The following is a 19,253-nucleotide window of genomic DNA, read 5'->3' on the forward strand; positions in this document are numbered from 1 at the left end:
TACCAGCGAATCCGACCGGACCGCTTGCTGCGCTTCATGCGCGGCAGGCGGTCTTTTTCTCTTGAAGGGAACCATACCGCGCTTTTGCGGCAATGGCCGGCTGGCAATGGCCGGTTTGCTGACCGGCATGTGGTTGACCGCCGCCATGCAGCAAACCGGGCGCGCCGGGAGTTGCGCGTGGCGAAAGGAGAGACCGCGTCCGGACGTTTGCTGCGACCGATCCAGGTCCATACTGAAAGGAAGAAGTCGCAGAGGAGGCATGCATCATGAAGGAAGACAGCCGCGCTATCCAGCAGCGCATCTTTTGGCTGCTGCTGATCATTGCCGCAGTGCTTGCCGCGTGGAATATTCGCCTGTTCTGGGTCCAGGTGGCCGCATCGCGCAGCTGGACGAGCCGCGAGATCGATCTGGTCGAAAACTCCGTGCTTCAGCGGGGACAAAGCATCGTTGCCGACAGCGGCCGGGGCGATTTCTACGATGCGTTAGGCCGCCCGCTGACCGGGGAGACGATCGCGGCCCTTGCGGTCTTTCCTGCCGAGGAAGCGGGGGCGGAGGGCGAAGCAGAGCGGCGGCGGCAGGCCCGTGCGGTTTCGGCCATACTGGGCATTGCCGAGGAACGATGGCTGGCCTTCGAGGCAGGGCTGCACGGCCCCGGCTTGTGGAGCGAGGCTGGGCGGCCCGTCGCCTTGACCCCTGACCAGGCGCAGCGCATCGGCTCGCTCGGCTCGAACCGCCTCCGCGTGATCGATTACCGGCTGCGATATGGGCCCAGGCAGGCGGCCAGCCAGGTGATCGGCTACATCGGGCAAAATCCGGAGCGCATCGCCCGGCAGTTCGCCGACCGCTTCCGGCAGGGCGAGCTTAGGCTGACGAGCCAAATCGGCAACGCCGGGCTGGAGAAGACGTTCGAGCGATGGCTGGCGGGCATCGGACCGACGACAGCGACGCTGTATACCGACGGTATGAAGCGGACGCTGCCGGGGCTTGGTTTGCGCTTGAGCGGGCCGGCCAATCCTAACTATCCGGTGAAGGTGATGACGACGCTGGACGCAGACATTCAGCGGCAGGTCGAGCAGGCGATGGAGCGGCTGCATATTGCAAGCGGCGCGGTCGTCGTGCTGGATGCGCAGACGGCGGATACGATCGCGATGGCGAGCAGGCCTGCCTTTGATCCGCAGCACGTTCATCTGGAGGACGGAGCCTGGAGCAACCGGGCGCTGAAGGAAGCGGTGCCTGGCTCGATCTTTAAGACGGTCACAGCGGCCGCGGCCTTGGAGGAGAAGGCGGTGAAGCCGGACGATACGTTCGAGTGCAGCAGCGAGCTGGGACAATACGGCTTTACTTGCTGGAAAGAAGGCGGGCACGGAGTGATTACGTTCGCGGAAGGGTTCGCTCAGTCGTGCAATATCGCGTTCGCCGAAGCGGCGCGCCGCTTCGGCGGCGACAAGCTGGAGCAGTATGCGCGCAAGCTCGGTCTGGCGGCGCAGGTCGGTTGGGTAGGCGACGTGCCGGGCGAGGCGGGCTTCCGGCAGTGGGATGCCGAGGACAGCGGGCAGGTGTACGGCCGCGGCACCAACCCGGCCGATGACGGCGTGCTCGTGCAGACCTCGATCGGACAACGAGACGTGCGGGTTACGCCTTTGCAGGCGGCCAATCTGGTCGTGACGCTGCTGCGGGGCGGCGAGGCGGCAGCGCCGCGCATCGTCAAGGAGATCCGCTTCCGCGACGACAGGCTGCTTAAGGGCTTCCCTCCTGCAAAGCTGCAGGGCGCTCCCGAAGGAATTCGGCCGGCGACGGCCCGATTGCTGCTGGAATGGATGGAAGCGGTCGTCGACCACGGTACCGGCAAGGAGCTGCGAAGCGCCATATGGCATACGGCAGGCAAGTCGGGCACCGCCCAGGTGAAGCTCAAGAATGGCGCGCCCGGCGTCAATGAATGGTTCATCGGCTACGGGCCGACCGAGCACCCGAAATATGCCGTTTCCGTCGTCGTCACTGAGCGGCCGGAGAACGCCTCGGGCCATTTGGCCGTCAAGTTGTTTCGCGAGGTCATGGATGCGCTCGCCCGCGCTCAATGATACGAGCCGCTTTGAACGGAAGGGATCATGATGGAGAAGCACGTTCCTTTGCCGACCTGGCTTGTCACATCGATCCGCCCGTGGAAGGTTTGAATCGTCCGGTACGTGACCATCATGCCGAGGCCGGTGCCTTTGCCGCGGGTCGTGTAGTATGGCGTGCCGAGACGGCGGATCTCTTCCTCGGTCATGCCGACGCCCTGGTCGATGATGTCGATACAGACGCTGCGGCTGTGCACGGCGCCGATGACCTTAAGACATCCCCCTCCGGGCATCGCTTCGATGCCGTTGCGACACAGGTGGACGATGCACTGGATAAACTTCTCCTTGTTGGCATTGATCATCAGCTTCTCGTCCAGCTGTATATCGAGGCTGACGTTGCTCAGGCGGGCGTACGACTCCAGCGTCTTAAGCGCCTTCTCAATGAGCGGCTTGGCGTCGAGCCGTTCGACAGCTTCCAGCTGAGGCCTGGCAAACGTCATATAGTCGTTCACGATCGACTGCGCCTTGATGAGCTCCTCGAGCACCATCTGGCTATAAATTTTGCGCTTCTCCTCGGGCAGCTCGTTGTGCTTCAGCATTTGCATAAAACCTTTGGCGACCGTCAGCGGGTTGCGAATCTCGTGCGCGAATGATGCGGCCAGCTCGCCGAGCACGTTCATTTTGTCGGCCCGGTGATAAAGATTTCTGCGCCTTATGTTTTTCTTGATCTGTTCGATCAGCAGGACAGCGAGGCTCAGCGTGCCGGACAGCAGCAGGCAGAATAGCGGAAAATACACGTAAAATGCCGGGAGCAGCGGGCTGCCTTCGTACCACCGGATAAACCAGGTAGCAAGCACCGATACCAAAGACAGCGCGCCCCCGAGAATAAACGCTTTTTTCGCCAATTCCCGCTTGTCCCCGCTCCAGTACCACCGCGACGCTGCGAACAGCAGCAGACAGGTGAGCGGCAGGAGCAATAGCTGAAGATAAGCGCCAGTCCCCCCCAGCACCAGGCGATAAAGCGCAATGACTGCCGCTACCCCGAGCGCGTGAAACGTACCGGCGTACAGGAAGCAGATCGTCAGGGGCACGAGCCGAAAGTCGTACTGCAGCCCTTCGTACAGCTCGAACGGACAAGCCATGCACAGCAGTGAGACAACCATACAGGCAGCGGTAATGATGCGGGCGCTGTGAAACTGGCCCGGATGCTCCTGGCGGTCGATCCATAACACCTGATAGAGCAAAATCGGGGTTATGACGATCAATGTGTTCAGCAGCAGTTGATTCACAAGACTCAAAATCGATCACCTTTCAACGCTTGCATGTCATGTAAACTTCCTTCTCTTAATTCGACAAACTTTGCTACTTTCCTATCGCAGTGATGAAAAATATATCTATGAACGAAACAGGGCTGTCTCCAAAGTCATGTCGATGGCTTTAGAGACAGCCCTGCTCTTAGTGAATATTCTTTTTCTTGAAGCGGCCGCCCTTGACGTCGTGGATATTGCCGACAGCCAGAAACGCAGCGGGGTCGAGCTCCTCGACGATCGACTTCAGCTTCGCTTCCTCCAGGCGGTTGATCACGCAGAAGATGACGCGCTTGGAGTCGCCGGTAAAGGCGCCCTCGCCGTTCAGATAGGTGACGCCGCGCCCGAGTCGCGACATGATCGTATCGCCGATCTCCTTGTGGTTGTCGCTGATGATCCACACCGACTTCGATTCATCGAAGCCTTCGATGGTGATGTCGATCATTTTATAGGCAATGTAGTAGGCGATCAAGGAGTACATCGCTTGGTTCCATCCAAAGACGAAGCCGGCGCTCGACAAAATGAACACGTTGATGAACATCACGATTTCGCCGACGGAGAAAGGGGACTTCTTGTTCGCCATAATAGCCACAATCTCGGTCCCGTCGAGCGAACCGCCGGAGCGAATAACGAGGCCGACGCCGACGCCGAGAATGATGCCCCCGAAGACCGCCGCCAGCAGCGGGTCGATCGTGATTGGATCTACCGGATGGAGCAGCGAGGTGCCGACGGACATGACCAGTACGGCGAACAGCGTGGAGACGGCGAACGTCTTGCCGATCTGTTTATAGCCAAGGAACAGGAAGGGCAGATTCAGTAAGGTAAGAAAAATGCCAAGCGGAATGTTGAACAAGTGAGAAAAAATAATGGAGACGCCGACGATGCCGCCGTCGATAATTTTGTTCGGGACTAGAAAAATTTCCAGACCGACCGATACGAGGGCCGCTCCGATCGTCATCAGCAGCACCCGCTTGAGCACTTTGGCGCGGGTCAAGCGCAGGTGCTGTTTATTGAGCAGTGCTTCCGGACTCATGCGCATCCTCCTCCTTCAGATCAAATTCCAGGCAAAGCTCTGATATAATCAGATCGATCGCTGCCTTCTGGCCCGCCAGGAAATGCTGCTGCTCCTTGAATTCGGCAGACGAGCATTGGTGTTGCAGCGTTTTTTTGCGTATGACGAGCCGTTCAAGGAAGTCTTCGATCTTGGCTTTGCGGTATGTTTCGGCCATAGTCATACCTCCGCGATGATTGGGATATATACTATTGTATTCTTTTGTATACACCAATTCAAGCTATTCAGCAAAAAAAATGATATCCGTTCAATATTCGCCGAAATTTCAAAAAATTCCGATTCTTGTCGACTGAGCCGGCCAAAAGCTTCGTTTAGATCGGAAATAGACCATGAGATCCGGCTTCAACATCTCAATTCCTATCGTATATAATTAAAGATACCTTAATATTTTACAGTCTGAAATTTTATGTCTCGAGGAGGTGGGGCCCGTCTGCCGCGAGGAGACGGGCGTTGCTTGAGTGATCCTTTACCGCTAGTGCTGAACGTCGTTTTGATTTTAGCGTTAGTGCTGCTGAACGGTTTTTTTGTAGCGGCGGAATTCGCGCTTGTGAAAGTGCGCAACAGCCGGCTGGAAACGCTTGCCCAGGAAGGCCACCGGATGGCGAAGCTGGCCCGGGCGGTGACCGGAAATTTGAACGCCTACTTGTCGGCCTGCCAGCTCGGCATTACTTTGGCTTCGCTCGGACTCGGATGGGTCGGCGAGCCGGCGATCGCCGATATGCTGAAGCCGCTGTTCGCGAAGATGGGGCTTGGCGAAGTGTACCTTCATTCGGTGTCCTTCGTCATCGCGTTTACCTTGATCACGTCGCTGCACATTACGCTGGGAGAGCAGTTTCCCAAAACGTACGCCATACGCAAATCGGAACCGGTCACTCTGTGGTCTGCCGTTCCGCTGCTCGTGTTCTATAAGGTGATGTACCCGTTCATCTGGTTTTTGAACGGCGTCTCCAACTGGATGCTGCGCAAGAGCGGCGTCGAGCCGACGAACGAGCACGAGTCCGCGCATACGGAGGAAGAAATACGGCTGATGGTGAAGGAAAGCCACGAGAGCGGATATATCGATCAGACAGAGATGGCGCTCGTCGACAGCATTTTCGAATTCACCGAGACGATTGCCCGCGAAATTATGATCCCTCGCACGGAGATGGAATGTTTGTATGCCCAGCAGCCTTATGCCGACAATATGGAGATCGCCCTGAAAGGCATGCGGACGCGTTATCCCGTCTGCGATCCGGACAAGGACAACATTATCGGCTTCGTGCACATCAAGGATTTGCTGAAGCCGCGCGAGATGCCGGGCGGCGACACTTTGCGCAGCCTCATCAGGCCGATCATCAAGGTGCCCGAATCGATGCAGATCAGCCAGCTGCTCAAGCTGATGCAGAAGCGGAAAATACAGATGGCGCTGCTGATCGACGAATACGGCGGCACTTCCGGGCTGGTGACGCTGGAGGATATTTTGGAGGAAATCGTCGGGGAGATTCACGACGAATTCGACCAGGAACGGCCCCTCATCGAGAAGAAGGACGAGTTGACGTATTCCATTGACGGCCGAATGCTGATCGAGGACGTGAACGCCCGGTTCGGACTCGATATCGAGACGCCGGATTATGATACGATCGGCGGCTGGGTGTACGCGCAGGTCGAGATGCCGCCGCGCAAGCACCAGAAGGTCAGCTACAACGGGCTGTACGATTTCGTCATCGAGGAGACCGAGCATATGCGGATATCCCGCATTTTGGTCCGCAAGGCGCTGCAGGCGCCGGACTCCAGCTCCAATATCGAAACGGCCGTATAAGACGCTGCAAGGCGTCTTTTTTGCGCTCTACGCGGGAGAGCGGGCCTTCGCGCCGGTACTAGAGCAAGTTAGTACTATCCGTTCAAGGAGAAAAGATATACATTAGATACAAGGAGAGGTGACGATAGCATGAGCAGAAAATGGATCGAGCGCGAAGGTCCGCGCTGGGTGGAAGCGGGAATCGTTACGCCTGAGCAGGTGCGGAGCATCGCCGGATTGTATGACGATAAAAGCCGGGCTGTCGCGCTGCTGCCGCTGCTTGGCGGCATTTTGCTCGGCGCGGGCATCTTAAGCTTTATAGCCGCCAACTGGGCGAGCATTCCCGCACTGGCGCGGCTTGTTATGATCATTGCGGCCATGCTTGGCTTCTACGGAGCCGGCGAAAGGGTGCTGCGGCAGGGGCACGACCGGACGGGGATCGCCCTGATCGGACTCGGGTGGGTGTGCTTCGGCGGAGGCATCATCCTGCTCGGCCAGACGTTCCACCTGATGTCGTACGGAGCCGGCTCCCTGATTCTGTGGGGAGCTGCGGGGCTGGCGCTCGCCTACGTTTACGCCAGCCGCTACTTGCTGCTGCTGGCGCTGGCGGCATGCCATATTGCGCAGGCTTACAGTCTCGGCGAATTCGAGACGTTCAGCTATGCTGCGGCGCTATTGATCGTCGCGGCGGGCTGGCTCGCCTACAAGCGGGGCGATGCGCCGCTGCTGCTGCTGGTCAGCCTGAGCGCGGCAGCGCAGTCCTTGCTCTGGGTCGCTTCCGGCGAGCTGCGCTTCCTGTGGATGCTCGTGCCGCTGTTCGTGCTGTATGCCGCCGGCGACTGGCTGTCTGACCGCGAGCTCGGAATCGCGCTGCAAAGCGGCGCGCTCGTATCGGCGTTCCTCTTCGCCGCATGGGCGGTCCTGCTCGCCGGAGACACATGGCTCTTCCGCAACAGCGAGTGGCTGCGGCCGGAGCCGTGGCCGTATATCGCCGCGCTGGCAGCGCTGCTTGCCGTCTCGGTATGGGGAAAATACCGCCAAGGCCGGACAGCGGAAGCGGCCGATTGGGTCATTGCCGTCCCGTTCGTGTACTTGCCGACCGGCATGGAGGTGCTGTATATGATCGCCCTGTTCGTCTTCTCCCTGCAGCTGCTGTGGAGAGGCTATGCCGAGGAATGGCGGGCCAAGATCAACTGGGGAACCGTTCTTTTCCTGCTCAGCACCTTGGTAGCTTACGGGAAGCTGACCTGGGACTTTATGGATAAATCGCTGTTCTTTATCCTTGGCGGTGTTTTGATGCTGACGCTGGGATGGTATTTGAACCGGAAACGGTCGCAATTTTTAAAGGACCATAAAGGAGGAGATCGGCCGTGACCGCGAATGTGAATACAAGACGGCGAACGCTCGGCATCGCCCTTCTGGCGCTGCTGCAGACGCTGGTGCTGATCTGGCTTGCCGTCAGCTATTACGCGATCGGCTGGTTCGGCACGGAGATCAAGGTGAAGACCGAGCCGGTCGACCCGCGCGATTTGCTCTATGGCGACTATGTGCGGCTCAGCTACGATATCAGCCGAATTCCCGCCGGTCTCTGGAAAGGCGAGGGGGATCTTCCGAAGCGAGGCACCGCGGTGTACGTCGTTCTGTCGCCGGAATCGTCCGGTATGATGAGGCCGGAAGCCGTCTATGACAAGAAGCCGGACGCTGCTGAAGGGCAAGTGGTGCTGAAGGGGCGCTCCGCCTATAGCTGGGAGCAGGAAATTTCCGTCGAATACGGCGTGGAGCGCTACTACGTTCCGGAAGGAACGGGCAAGGAGCTGGAGGAGAAGGCGGACAATCTGATCGCCCGCATGAAGGTGGCCCCGTGGGGACAGGCGCGAATCGAAAGCCTGGAGGACCCGTCCTGAGCGGCCAGAGCTCCGGTCTGTTCGCAGGCACTGCCGGTCCGTTCCTGAAGTTCCGACCGTCAATGCTTATCTAATGTCCTGCCTGGCGGCTTGCTTTTTCTCCGGCCGGGTATATACAATGAAAATCAGGCGGGAGGGACGAACGATGGAACGCGATGAATATTCAGGCGCAGGGAGCGCCCATACAATAGATGGACAGCCGAAGCTGCCCGGCGGCACGTTGATTTGGGACCGCAGCGGCGAGCTGGAGGAGCACGATGTGCTGTACTCCTTCGCGCTGGAGGAGCTGCTGTGCCGACAGACGGGCGAAGGAGCGGCGCCGATCGTGCATCTGTGGCGCCATCCCCGCGGCTTCGTCATGGGGCTGCGCGACAGCAGGCTGCCGGGCGCGCAGCAAGCCGCCGATTGGCTGGCGGCGCAGGGCTATGCCGTTGGCGTCCGCAATTCCGGCGGCGCCGCGGTGCCGCTCGATCCCGGCGTCGTGAACGTGTCGCTGATCCTGCCGAAGCGCCAGCAGGGCGACATCGACTTTCGCGACGACTTCGAGCGAATGTACCTGTTCATTCGCGAGGCGCTGGAGGATGCCGACGTCGCGGTGGACAAGGGAGAAATCGGCGGGGCTTACTGTCCCGGCGATTACGACCTGAGCATCGGCGGCCGCAAATTTTGCGGTATCGCCCAGCGCAGGCAGGCTCACGCTTACGTCGTGCAAGCATTCGTCGTCGCAGGCGGCTTCGGCAGCGCCCGCGCCGAGCTGGTGCGGGAATTTTACCGCTTGGCCGCGAAGGGGCAAGACGTCGATCATCCGCGCGTTGCCGCCGCCAGCATGGCCAGCCTCGAAGAGCTGGCCGCCTACGGCGCGGGCGAAGCGGCGGCGGAGCGGTTCGTCCGCAGCGTGAAGCGGACGGCGAAGCGCTGGATCGGCGAAGGCGCGGCCCTGCCGCCGGTGTTACCCGCGCGGGAAGAAGTGCTGCGCATGGCCGATTCGCTGCGCAAGCGGTACGGCATTCAGAATAGGCAAGCCTGAAGCGATGAACGAGCCTGAAGCTTTGGAGGTTTATTCGAGCCTCGAAAGCCTGCCCGGTTTACTCGAGCCCGAAAGCTTGCCGACAAGCTTATTGCAAAAAATGCTTCATCATGCGGGGCAGCTCGTTTTGCCAGAAGCCCCACAGGTGCTTGCCGGTTTTTTCTTCATAAGTCAGCTTGCAGCTTCTCGCTTCGAGAAGCTGTTTTGTTTGCCGGTTCGCTTCCAAAAAATCGAAGGTGCCGCGCTCCGTTTTCACTTCCGTTTCCTCGGTCCCGATCAGCATGTACAAGCTGAGCCAGGACAGATCGTTCTCGCAGGCCAGCCGCTCCCGGGTAGATTGTAAAAAAGCGCCCGACAAGGATATAACTTGGCCAAAAAGGCTACGATAATCTAGGGCAAGATGCAGGGAGACGGTGCCGCCAAGCGAATCGCCGGCTAAAATGCGTTCGGAAGGATCGGTACGGACTGCGTATCGGGCTTCCACGAACGGCAGCAGCTCCTCGGCGAAAAAGCGGCAGTATGCGCCGAAGCGTTCCCCTTCCGGAGCGTATTCGGATGTGCGCGTCTTGATGTCGACGTCTACGCCGACGATGACGGCCGGCGGCACGTTCTCGTCGTAGATGAGCCGGTTCATATGCGTGACGATGCGGCCGAAGTTGAAAAACTGCTCCCCGTCCTGACAATAAATGACCGGATAAGAAGCGATCTCCTGATATCCCGGCGGAAGGAAAATGCGCACCGGGCGTTCCTCCTGCAGGAAGTTGGAGGCGACCCGCTCCTTGACAATCGTTCTTTTATAATACAGCGTATCGTCCATGATAACGTCTCCTTAAATCGCAGTTTTTTCATGTTGCATTTTCATGTTGTATTATAATAGTTGCTTAGGATTCATCTTTCTGTTACATATATTTTCGCCAACTGTTATAGTAATATGTACACAACAAAAGCAGATTTTTAGGGTTAGTTATTGTGCAAAGGATATAAACAGGTTTATAATACTACTATAACAGAAACTTAATAAATTTTACATGAGGTGAATATAGGATGAGCAAGCCTTATGAAGTACGGGCTGACGAGGTTCAACCGTTATCCGTTCTGGACACGAATGGGAACGTGGTCAATGAAGCGGCGATGCCGAAGCTGTCCGACGAGCAACTGAAGGAACTGATGCGCCGCATGGTGTTCACCCGCACGTGGGATCAGCGCGCGGTCAATTTGACGCGCCAAGGACGCCTTGGCTTCTACGCTCCGGTATCGGGTCAGGAAGCGACCATGATCGGCAGCGAATTCGCTTTGAACAAAGACGATTTCATCTGTCCGGGCTACCGCGACATGCCCCAGATTGTCTGGCACGGATTGCCGATGTACCAAGCTTTCCTGTATTCACGCGGACATCAGCACGGCGGACAAATTCCGGAAGGCGTACATGTGCTGATGCCTCAGATTATTATCGGCGCGCAAATTTTGCACGCGATGGGCGTTGCGATGGCGTTCAAGAAGCGCAACGAGCAGCGTGTGGCAATTACTTATACAGGCGACGGAGGATCGTCCGAGGGCGATTTCTACGAAGGTCTGAACTACGCAGGAGCCTTCAAGCTGCCGGCGATCTTCGTCGTGCAAAACAACGGCTACGCCATTACGACGCCGTTCTCCAAGCAGACGGCAGCGCAATCGATCGCGCATAAAGCGGTAGCTGCGGGCATTGCCGGCGTTCAGGTGGACGGCATGGACGTGCTTGCCGTATACAAAGCGGTGCAGGAGGCTGCCGAGCGCGGCCGCAGCGGCAACGGGGCGACGCTGATCGAAGCGATCACTTACCGTTACCTGCCGCACTCGATGTCGGGTGACGACCCGTCCAAATATCGCACGAAAGAAGAAACCGCCGAGTGGGAACAAAAGGACCCTCTCCATCGTTTCCGGATTTATCTGAAGAACAAGGGCCTGTGGACGGACGAGGAAGAGGCGCAAGTTGTCGAAGATGCGAAGGCGACCGTCGCCGATCAGATCAAGAAGGCCGAAACGACCGAGAAGATGACGATTCCCGGCTTGATCGACAGCATGTTCGAAACGACGCCTAAGCATCTGGAAGAGCAAAAAGCGGATTATTTGGCTTAAGCAGAAGGAGAGGGAAACGAACCATGGCTCAAATGACGATGATTCAAGCGATCAAGGATGCGATGAGGGTAGAGCTTCAGCGCGATCCTAACGTGGTAATATTCGGCGAGGACGTCGGTAAAGTCGGCGGCGTATTCCGCGCGACGGAAGGGCTGCAGGCGGAATTCGGGGAAGACCGCGTATACGATACGCCGCTTGCCGAGTCCGCGATCGGAGGCATGGCAGTCGGCATGGCCGTGCAGGGCTTCCGGCCGGTTATGGAGATTCAGTTCATCGGATTTATTTTTGAAGCGTTCGACCAGATCGCTGTACAGGCGGCGCGGATGCGCTACCGTTCCGGCGGCCGCTACAACGCGCCGATCACGATCCGCACGCCGTTCGGAGGCGGCGTCAAGGCAGCCGAGCTGCATACGGACCCGCTCGAAGGCTTGCTCGTGCAGACCCCGGGCATCAAGGTGGTCGTTCCTTCGAACCCGTACGATGCGAAGGGACTTCTGATTTCCGCTATTCGCGACAACGATCCGGTCTTCTTCATGGAGCATCTGAACCTGTACCGTTCCTTCCGCCAGGAAGTGCCGGAAGGCGAGTACACGGTGCCGATCGGCAAAGCGAATGTCGTTCGCGAAGGCTCGGACGTAACGATCATCACCTACGGCGCGATGGTGCACACTTCGCTCAAGGCGGCGGAAGAGATCGAGAAATCGCGCGGAGTGAAGGTAGAAGTGATCGATCTGCGTACGCTCATGCCGCTTGATATCGACACGATCGTCGAATCGATCAAGAAGACGAACCGGGCGATCGTCGTTCAGGAAGCCCAGCGCACGGCCGGCATCGCCGCAGAGGTGATCGCTCAGATCAACGAGAAGGCGATTCTGCACCTGGAAGCTCCTGTGCTTCGCGTCGCTCCGCCGGATACCGTATATCCGTTCGCGCAGATCGAAGACCAGTGGCTGCCGAATCCGGCGAAGATCGTAGCCGGTATCAATCAAGTGCTCGATTTCTAATCAGGACTTCCGAATATAGAGGACGGTGAGAGTGCAATGGCAAAGTTTGAATACCGCTTCCCGGAGCTCGGCGAAGGGATTCATGAAGGCGAGATCGTCAAGTGGCACGTAAAGCCGGGCGATAAGGTAAACGACGAAACGATTTTGATGGACGTTCAGAACGACAAGTCGACGGTAGAGGTTCCTTCTCCAGTGGAAGGCACGATCGTCGAGCTGAAGGTAGAAGAAGGCACGATCTGCACCGTGGGCGACGTCATCGCGGTTCTCGACGTGGAAGGCGCCGTGCCGGAGCAGGCCGGCGGACATGAATCGCCGAAGGCCGAAGAGCCGGCCGCGCCCGCTGCTGCGCCTGCTCAGGAAGCGCCGGCGGCAAGCGCCCCGGCTGCGGCTCAAGCGGCCAAGTCTTCCCGCGAAGTGCTGGCTACGCCGAGCGTGCGCAAGCTGGCCCGCGAGAAGGGCGTTAACATTGCCGACGTCCCGGCGACAGGCAAGAACGGCCGCGTGACGAAGGAAGACGTCCTGGCGTTCGCAGCAGGCGGCGGACAGGCTGCCCCTGCAGCGGTCGGAACGGCTGCCAAGGAAGCTCCCGCCGCGGCGGCATCGGCAGCGCCGGCAGCATCCGCCTTCGGGCAAGGCGTGGAAGAGCGCGTACCGCTTAAGGGCATTCGCAAGGCGATCGCCAATGCGATGGTGAAGAGCGTGTACACAGCGCCTCACGTCACGCTGATGGATGAAGTGGACGTGACCCAGCTCGTCGCGCTTCGCCAGAAAGCGAAGCCGATCGCCGAGAAGAAAGGCGTGAAGCTGACGTACCTGCCGTTTATCGTCAAGGCGCTCGTGGCAGCGGTTCGCCAATTCCCGGCGCTCAACGCGATGATCGACGAAGAGAAGCAGGAGATCGTGTACAAGAAGTACTACAACATTGGCATCGCCACCGACACCGACGCCGGTCTGCTCGTGCCGGTCATCTTCGATGCGGACCGCAAGAACATCTGGACGATTGCGGACGAGATCAGAAACTTGGCCGTGCGCGGACGCGAAGGCAAGCTGGGCCCGAACGAAATCAAGGGATCGACCATCTCGATCACCAACATCGGTTCGGCCGGCGGCATGTTCTTTACGCCGGTGATCAACTTCCCGGAAGTGGCGATTCTCGGCACTGGCCGCATTACGGAGAAGCCGGTCGTGAAGAATGGCGAAATCGTGGCCGCTCCGGTTATGGCGCTCTCGCTCAGCTTCGACCATCGGATTATCGACGGCGCGATGGCGCAAAACTTTATGAACTACATCAAACAGCTGCTCTCCGATCCGGAGCTGCTTGTCATGGAGGTGTAATCCGCAGATGGTAGTAGGCGACGCATCGGTTGAAATCGACGTGCTGGTAATCGGCTCCGGTCCGGGCGGATATGTGGCGGCGATCCGCGCCGCCCAGCTTGGCAAAAGCGTGCTCGTCGTAGAGAAGTCGGAGCTTGGCGGGGTTTGTCTGAACCGAGGCTGCATTCCGTCCAAGGCGCTGATCTCGGCGGCGCATCATTACGAAGTGGCGGCCCATTCCGAGAACATAGGGATTAAGGCAGAGAACGTCAAGGTCGACTTCTCCAAAGTTCAGGAATGGAAAAACAGCATCGTCAAGAAACAGAGCGGCGGCATAGGCATGCTGTTCAAAGGCAACAAAATTCAAGTGTTCAACGGCGAGGCGCTGTTTATTAACGAGAACGAGGCGCGCTTGTTCAACGATAACGAAACGGCCCGCTACCGCTTCAACCACTGCATCATCGCGACCGGCTCCCGCCCGATCGAGCTGAAAGCTTTCCCGTTCGGCGGACGCATTCTGTCCTCGACCGAGGCGCTCAATCTGCCGGAAATTCCGGAAAGCATGATCGTCATCGGCGGCGGCTATATCGGCATCGAGCTTGGCCAAACGTACGCCAAGTTCGGTACGAAGGTGACCGTACTCGAAGGCTCGGAAACGGTGCTGCCAGGCTTCGAGAAGGAGCTTTCGCAGCTTGTCGCGCGCAATCTGAAGAAGCTGAATGTAGACGTGCATACGGAAGCGATGGCGCAAAGCTGCGAGCAGACCGACAAGGACGTAACAGTTACGTTCACCGTCAAAGGCGAGGAAAAGAAAGTAACTGCGCAATACGTGCTTGTCACTGTCGGCCGCCGTCCGAACACGGACGGAGACTTGTCCCTCGAGCTGGCCGGCGTGAAGGTTGGCGAGCGCGGCCTGATCGAAGTCAACGAGAAGTGCCAGACCAATGTGCCGCACATTTACGCGATCGGCGACATCGTCGCAGGACCGGCGCTGGCGCATAAAGCTTCGTATGAAGCGAAGGTCGCGGCCGAATCGATCGCAGGCTTGCCGAGCGTCGTCGATTACAAGTGCATCCCGGCCGTCGTCTTCTCCGATCCGGAGATTGCCAGCGTCGGCTGGAGCGAGACGGAAGCGAAAGCGAAAGGCGTCAACGTCGTCACCGGCAAATTCGCCTACGGCGCCAACGGCCGGGCGCAGTCGATGAACGCGACGGACGGCTTCGTCAAGCTGGTCGGCGATAAAGACAGCGGCCTGCTGATCGGCGCCCAGGTCGTTGGCGCGGAAGCGTCCAACCTGATTGCAGAGCTGACGCTGGCGATCGAAATGGGCGCTACGCTGGAGGACATCGCCCTGACGATCCACGCTCACCCGACGCTGGGCGAAATTACGATGGACGCGGCGGAAGTGGCCTTGGGCCATCCGATTCATATCGTCGGCAAGTAATCGTTTGAACAATTAAACGGCTTTACACCAACAAGCCATTCATTTGCACGGAATAATGCCCCCGAACCGCTCATGGTCAGCGATTTGGGGGCTATTTGCATAGGCGGAAGCCTGCCCACGGATGCATCCGGCCGTCGTCTTCTCCGATCCGGAGATTGCGGGCGGCGGCTGGAGCGAGACGGAAGCGAGGGCGAAAGGCGTCAACGTCCGGCAACGGCTTCACCCTGGGAGACAGTTTTCATCATGAAGCAGGACATGATATGATCAGGCGGAGAGCTTAGAAGTATAGCGTTAGCTCACAATTATGACGGAAGGAGCGAAGCTATGTCATGATCAACCGACTGTTGTCCGGTATTCCTTTCAAAAACCGTTTGTGGATCGCCTTTTCGTTAATGATCGTGCTATCCGTAACCGCTGTCGGATGGACAGCTTATTTCATTGCCGCTTCCGTCATTCAGAACAACGCCCTGAAGCTGAGCCAGGACACGCTGAACAAATCATCCCAGGCGTTCGACGAGAAGCTGAAACGCGTGGCGCAATCGTTGAATACGCTTTTTCTCAGCAGCGCTTACGAGCAAGCGATGAAGAACACCGCGGCGGGAGACGCGTCATCCTATTTCAGCTTGTACGCCGGCCTCCAGACGCCGTTTACCCAAATGAAAATGAACGAGCCGCTGCTGCAGCATATCCTGATCACGACGCCGATCGGCGATTTTTACCCTACCGATTCCGTACGGTTGTATACGAATGCTTTCGCGGATACGGAGATGTACGAACGCATTCGCGAGGATCGTCATGCGATCTGGATCGAGGGTCACCGGGACGTGCTGTTTTCCGGAAACAAGCCGGTCGTTTCGTTCGTGATCAATGCAATCGCCAGCTCGACCGTGCCAGACTCCTACATTGTGCTTAATCTCAAGGAAGAGGAGCTTCGCCACTTTTTAATTGATGAAATTAGCGAATGGTCGGAAGGGGTAACGATCGTCGGAGCGGACGGCTCGACGTTCTTCAAGGAGACGCCTTACCAGTACAGAGCTATGCTTCAGGATCCGGATTTTGCGGAGAAGCTGACGAGCGGAGACAGCGGCTTCTTCATGCATCGCTTCGATGGCCGGAACTACTTGGTCAATTACGCGAAGTCTACGGTGGACGAGCAGTGGCGGTTCATTACCGTCAAGCCGAAGGATGAGGTGCTAAGCCAGATCGGCAAGGTCAAATGGGCCATGCTGATCGTTACGGCTGCCTGCATGCTGCTGGCGCTTCTGATGTCCCAAAGGTTAAGCTCCCTGCTGGCTGGTCCGCTCATTCAACTGCAACAGCTGATGCGCAGAGCGGGCAATAATGACCTCACCGTTCGGTTCGTCGGCGAAGGCAGCGACGAGGTTCACCAGGTCGGCAACCAATTCAATCGGATGCTGGAGCAAATATCGGAGCTGATCGAGCAGTTGACTACAGCTCAGAAAGAGAAGCATGCGGCAGAAATTAAAGCGCTGCAGGCTCAGATCGATCCTCACTTTTTGTACAATACCTTAAACACGATCTATTGGAAAACGAAGCTGAAAAAGTCCGATGAAGTCGGCGAAATGGTCATTGCCCTGTCCCGAATGTTTCAGCTCGGCCTCAACAACGGCGAAGACCTGACGACGGTGAAGCGGGAGCTTTCCCACGTCGAGCAATACTTGCACATCCAGCAGCGCTGCTATCAAGGGCTGTTCGAATATCGGATCGACGCTCCCGAGGATGAGGAATTCCTGGAGCATCCGATTCTGAAAATCGTGCTGCAGCCATTGGTCGAAAATTCGATTTTACACGGCTTTAAGGATAAACATGAGCACGGCCATCTGCGGATTCGACTCTTTCGAGAGCAGGACCGGCTTATGCTGGAAGTGACCGACAACGGTCACGGAATCGACCGAGAGCGTTTGGAAAGCTTGACAAATGCAGACAATAGCCCAGGCGGGGGGTACGCCCTTCGCAACATTCGCCAGCGGCTGAAGCTGTACTATGAGGACGAAGCATTCATGAATATATCGAGCGAGCCGGGGAAAGGGACAACTGTCATTCTCGGCATTCCGTGGGAAAGGAAGGAAAAGCAGCATGGACAAGCCGATCGGATTGATGATCATTGACGATATCCGGGATGTCGTTGATGGACTGACATATGGCATTCCTTGGGAAGAGCACGGCATTACGGTCGTCGCCGCCTGTCTGAATGGCGAAGAAGGCTTGCAGCTGGCCGAAGAGAAGGAGCCGGATATTATTATCACGGACATTCGGATGCCGATGATGGATGGACTTTCCATGACTCGGGAAATATTAAAGCGGCGGCCAAAATGCAAAATTATTTTGATTACAGGCTACAGCGATTTCGATTACGCTCAGCAGGCGGTCAAGCTCGGGGCGTTCGATTTTGTGACGAAGCCGTTTTCGCTTGAAGAAATATCCGATGCGGTGGCGCGGGCGAAAGAAGCGTTGCTTGCCGATCGCGAGCTCGGACGGAGAATGCGCGAGATGGAGCAGCGCGTCAAGGAAAGCTTGCCCTTGCTGCGGCAGGAGTTTTTCAATTTGCTCATTCGGCACCAGGCATCGGAGCATAAAGTGAAGGAGCGCTGGGAGTTCCTGCATATTGAGCTGGACCGGGAGCATTTTGTCGTGATGGTGCTCGAAGTGGACCAATGGGCGGACGCGGGCAAGCAGCTTCCCGTAGGCGAGATTGAGCTGCTGCGGTTCGCTATGCAGAACATCCTTGAGGAGACCATTCAATCTTCTGCAAAAGGCATCGTATTTCGCGAATCGTCGGAGCGTTTTGTCGTCATATACAATGCCGATCCGGGGCATGGTCCGAAGCTGGAGCCGACACTGGCCGAATTATGCTGCGGGCATATCGCGAAGTATACCCATCACACCGTATCGGTTGGCGTAAGCTTGCCCGTCAGGCATATCGCGGACTTGCCTGCGGCGTACAGGCAGGCCGCCGCGGCGATATCGTACCACTTCTATACGGGAGGCAACGGCGTCGTCTATTACAGTGACATTGCATCGGTCGAACGCCGGCTTCCGAAATACCCGGGAGAGCGGGTGCAGGAGCTGTCGTTCATGCTTCAATCGGGGAATAGGGCCAAAACGCTCCAGGTGCTGGACGAGATTTACGAGGAACTGGTGAGCTTTCAGCCTCGTCCGGAGCCGCGATATTTGGAGCTGCTGCTGCAGGGCATCGCAAATATGCTGCTTCGAACCTTGATCGAGAAGCTTCCTTACGAGGATGTTGCCCCGATGGAGGAATGGCTGCGTGAAATGCATGAAGCCGGCGGGCGCAGCGCGCACAGCATCTATGAGCTGCTGAGACGCTTATGCACCAAAGGCTGTGAGCTTGTTGAAGCGCGCAGCGCCTCTCACGCCCATCTCGTTGTCGAGCAGGCGGTCGCTTATATCAGAAACCATCTGTCCGACGACCTGACCGTCGCGCGCTGCGCGGCGGAGGTTCACTTAAGCGGCAGTTATTTTGCCAATCTGTTCAAAAAAGTGACCGGCACAAGCTTCAACCAGTACGTCACGGGACTGCGTATAGACAAGGCCAAAGAAATGCTGCTCCAAGGAATGCAAATCCAGGAGATCGCTTCAGCACTCGGCTACGAAGAACGGCGCTATTTCAGCGACGTCTTCAAAAAGGTCACAGGCATGACCCCATCCGAGTATCGACAGAGCCGCCAGACCTAACAGGCGTGTAACATCAAGATAATCGCAATCGTTTTGTTCCGAGCCACAAGTCAACCGCGATCAAATCGCACGAATTACATCCGAGCCACAAGCGAATCACGATTGAAGCGGTCCTGATCGATTCGCTCCGAGTCACAAGCGAATCGTTCCGAATCACTCCGAATTGCATCCGTCCGGGCAAACATCCGTTCCGGGCGGTACGCTTGCTTTGTTGCAAACTGCGATGCAATATACTTGACCCTCCATTGTGATTTCACTGCCAATCGTGTGCCACATGCGCTGGCTATTAGCCTCACGGATGAATGTATCGGTTAGGTAAGCTTATTATCACTATCCCGTCTACTCAGAAAATGAGCGTGCCTGTTTTTGATGAATCGTTCTACCATTGGTCCGAAAGTTCCGGATAACGACCGAACGACGACCAAACGGCGCAGACGCCGACGAATGGCGATTGAACGTCGAAGAATGACGATCGAAAGACAACCGAACGTAGACTGAATTACGATTGTATTGTG

15 protein-coding genes are annotated in these 19,253 nt (G+C 57.5%); 11 read left to right on the plus strand and 4 right to left on the minus strand.

Going from position 1 to position 19,253, the window contains the following annotated elements; genetic code table 11:
• The first annotated feature begins 266 nt into the window (after positions 1-266).
• Positions 267-2,078 carry a peptidoglycan D,D-transpeptidase FtsI family protein gene (locus F591_RS0105325; RefSeq protein WP_019533556.1) on the plus strand — a complete coding sequence of 604 codons (1,812 nt, stop codon included), beginning with the start codon at positions 267-269 and terminating at the stop codon, positions 2,076-2,078.
• On the opposite strand, the gene F591_RS0105330 is transcribed toward F591_RS0105325, so the two are convergent.
• The 3 genes from F591_RS0105330 to F591_RS27445 form a co-directional block, all read right to left on the minus strand.
• On the minus strand, positions 2,072-3,346 hold the full coding sequence (locus tag F591_RS0105330) for an ATP-binding protein (protein ID WP_245580983.1): 1,275 nt from the start codon (positions 3,344-3,346) through the stop codon (positions 2,072-2,074). The two genes, F591_RS0105325 and F591_RS0105330, sit on opposite strands and share 7 nt — an antisense overlap.
• 166 nt (positions 3,347-3,512) lie before the next feature.
• Positions 3,513-4,397, minus strand: coding sequence for a YitT family protein (locus F591_RS0105335; RefSeq protein ID WP_019533558.1), 885 nt, complete (start codon positions 4,395-4,397; stop codon positions 3,513-3,515).
• Entirely contained in the window at positions 4,372-4,593 is a 222-nt protein-coding gene (locus tag F591_RS27445; protein WP_019533559.1) for a hypothetical protein, read from the minus strand. The genes F591_RS0105335 and F591_RS27445 overlap by 26 nt, the downstream gene beginning before the upstream one ends.
• Before the next feature lie 318 nt (positions 4,594-4,911).
• Here F591_RS27445 and F591_RS0105345 point away from each other — a divergent pair, with 318 nt between their 5' ends.
• The 4 genes from F591_RS0105345 (at position 4,912) to F591_RS0105360 (ending at position 9,144) form a co-directional block, all read left to right on the plus strand.
• Complete coding sequence (locus F591_RS0105345; RefSeq protein ID WP_019533560.1) at positions 4,912-6,234, plus strand: hemolysin family protein; 1,323 nt, start codon at positions 4,912-4,914, stop codon at positions 6,232-6,234.
• Positions 6,235-6,363: 129 nt separating this feature from the next.
• Positions 6,364-7,587: a DUF2157 domain-containing protein gene (locus F591_RS0105350; RefSeq protein ID WP_019533561.1), complete on the plus strand. Its 1,224-nt coding sequence runs from the start codon at positions 6,364-6,366 to the stop codon at positions 7,585-7,587.
• On the plus strand, positions 7,584-8,117 hold the full coding sequence (locus tag F591_RS0105355; protein ID WP_019533562.1) for a GDYXXLXY domain-containing protein: 534 nt from the start codon (positions 7,584-7,586) through the stop codon (positions 8,115-8,117). The genes F591_RS0105350 and F591_RS0105355 overlap by 4 nt, the downstream gene beginning before the upstream one ends.
• A 145-nt stretch (positions 8,118-8,262) precedes the next feature.
• Entirely contained in the window at positions 8,263-9,144 is an 882-nt protein-coding gene (locus tag F591_RS0105360; RefSeq protein ID WP_019533563.1) for a lipoate--protein ligase family protein, read from the plus strand.
• 88 nt (positions 9,145-9,232) lie between these two features.
• Here F591_RS0105360 and F591_RS0105365 read toward each other — a convergent pair whose 3' ends face one another.
• Entirely contained in the window at positions 9,233-9,961 is a 729-nt protein-coding gene (locus F591_RS0105365) for an alpha/beta hydrolase (protein WP_019533564.1), read from the minus strand.
• Between the two features lie 227 nt (positions 9,962-10,188).
• Here F591_RS0105365 and pdhA point away from each other — a divergent pair, with 227 nt between their 5' ends.
• The 6 genes from pdhA to F591_RS0105400 all read left to right on the plus strand — a co-directional run bounded on the left by pdhA (position 10,189) and on the right by F591_RS0105400 (position 18,738).
• Positions 10,189-11,259 (plus strand): pyruvate dehydrogenase (acetyl-transferring) E1 component subunit alpha, encoded by a 1,071-nt coding sequence (pdhA, locus tag F591_RS0105370; protein WP_019533565.1) that lies wholly within the window; start codon positions 10,189-10,191, stop codon positions 11,257-11,259.
• 23 nt (positions 11,260-11,282) lie between these two features.
• Positions 11,283-12,263, plus strand: coding sequence for an alpha-ketoacid dehydrogenase subunit beta (locus F591_RS0105375; RefSeq protein WP_019533566.1), 981 nt, complete (start codon positions 11,283-11,285; stop codon positions 12,261-12,263).
• Between the two features lie 36 nt (positions 12,264-12,299).
• Positions 12,300-13,598: a dihydrolipoamide acetyltransferase family protein gene (locus F591_RS0105380; protein ID WP_019533567.1), complete on the plus strand. Its 1,299-nt coding sequence runs from the start codon at positions 12,300-12,302 to the stop codon at positions 13,596-13,598.
• A 7-nt stretch (positions 13,599-13,605) separates the two neighbouring features.
• Positions 13,606-15,021, plus strand: a complete 1,416-nt coding sequence (gene lpdA / locus F591_RS0105385; protein WP_019533568.1) for a dihydrolipoyl dehydrogenase — start codon at positions 13,606-13,608, stop codon at positions 15,019-15,021.
• 329 nt (positions 15,022-15,350) lie between these two features.
• Positions 15,351-17,150: a sensor histidine kinase gene (locus F591_RS27450; protein ID WP_019533569.1), complete on the plus strand. Its 1,800-nt coding sequence runs from the start codon at positions 15,351-15,353 to the stop codon at positions 17,148-17,150.
• Complete coding sequence (locus tag F591_RS0105400; RefSeq protein WP_019533570.1) at positions 17,119-18,738, plus strand: response regulator; 1,620 nt, start codon at positions 17,119-17,121, stop codon at positions 18,736-18,738. The genes F591_RS27450 and F591_RS0105400 overlap by 32 nt, the downstream gene beginning before the upstream one ends.
• Positions 18,739-19,253: the final 515 nt, after the last annotated feature.

It is taken from the genome of Paenibacillus ginsengihumi DSM 21568 (assembly GCF_000380965.1).
Classification (GTDB): domain Bacteria; phylum Bacillota; class Bacilli; order Paenibacillales; family NBRC-103111; genus Paenibacillus_G; species Paenibacillus_G ginsengihumi.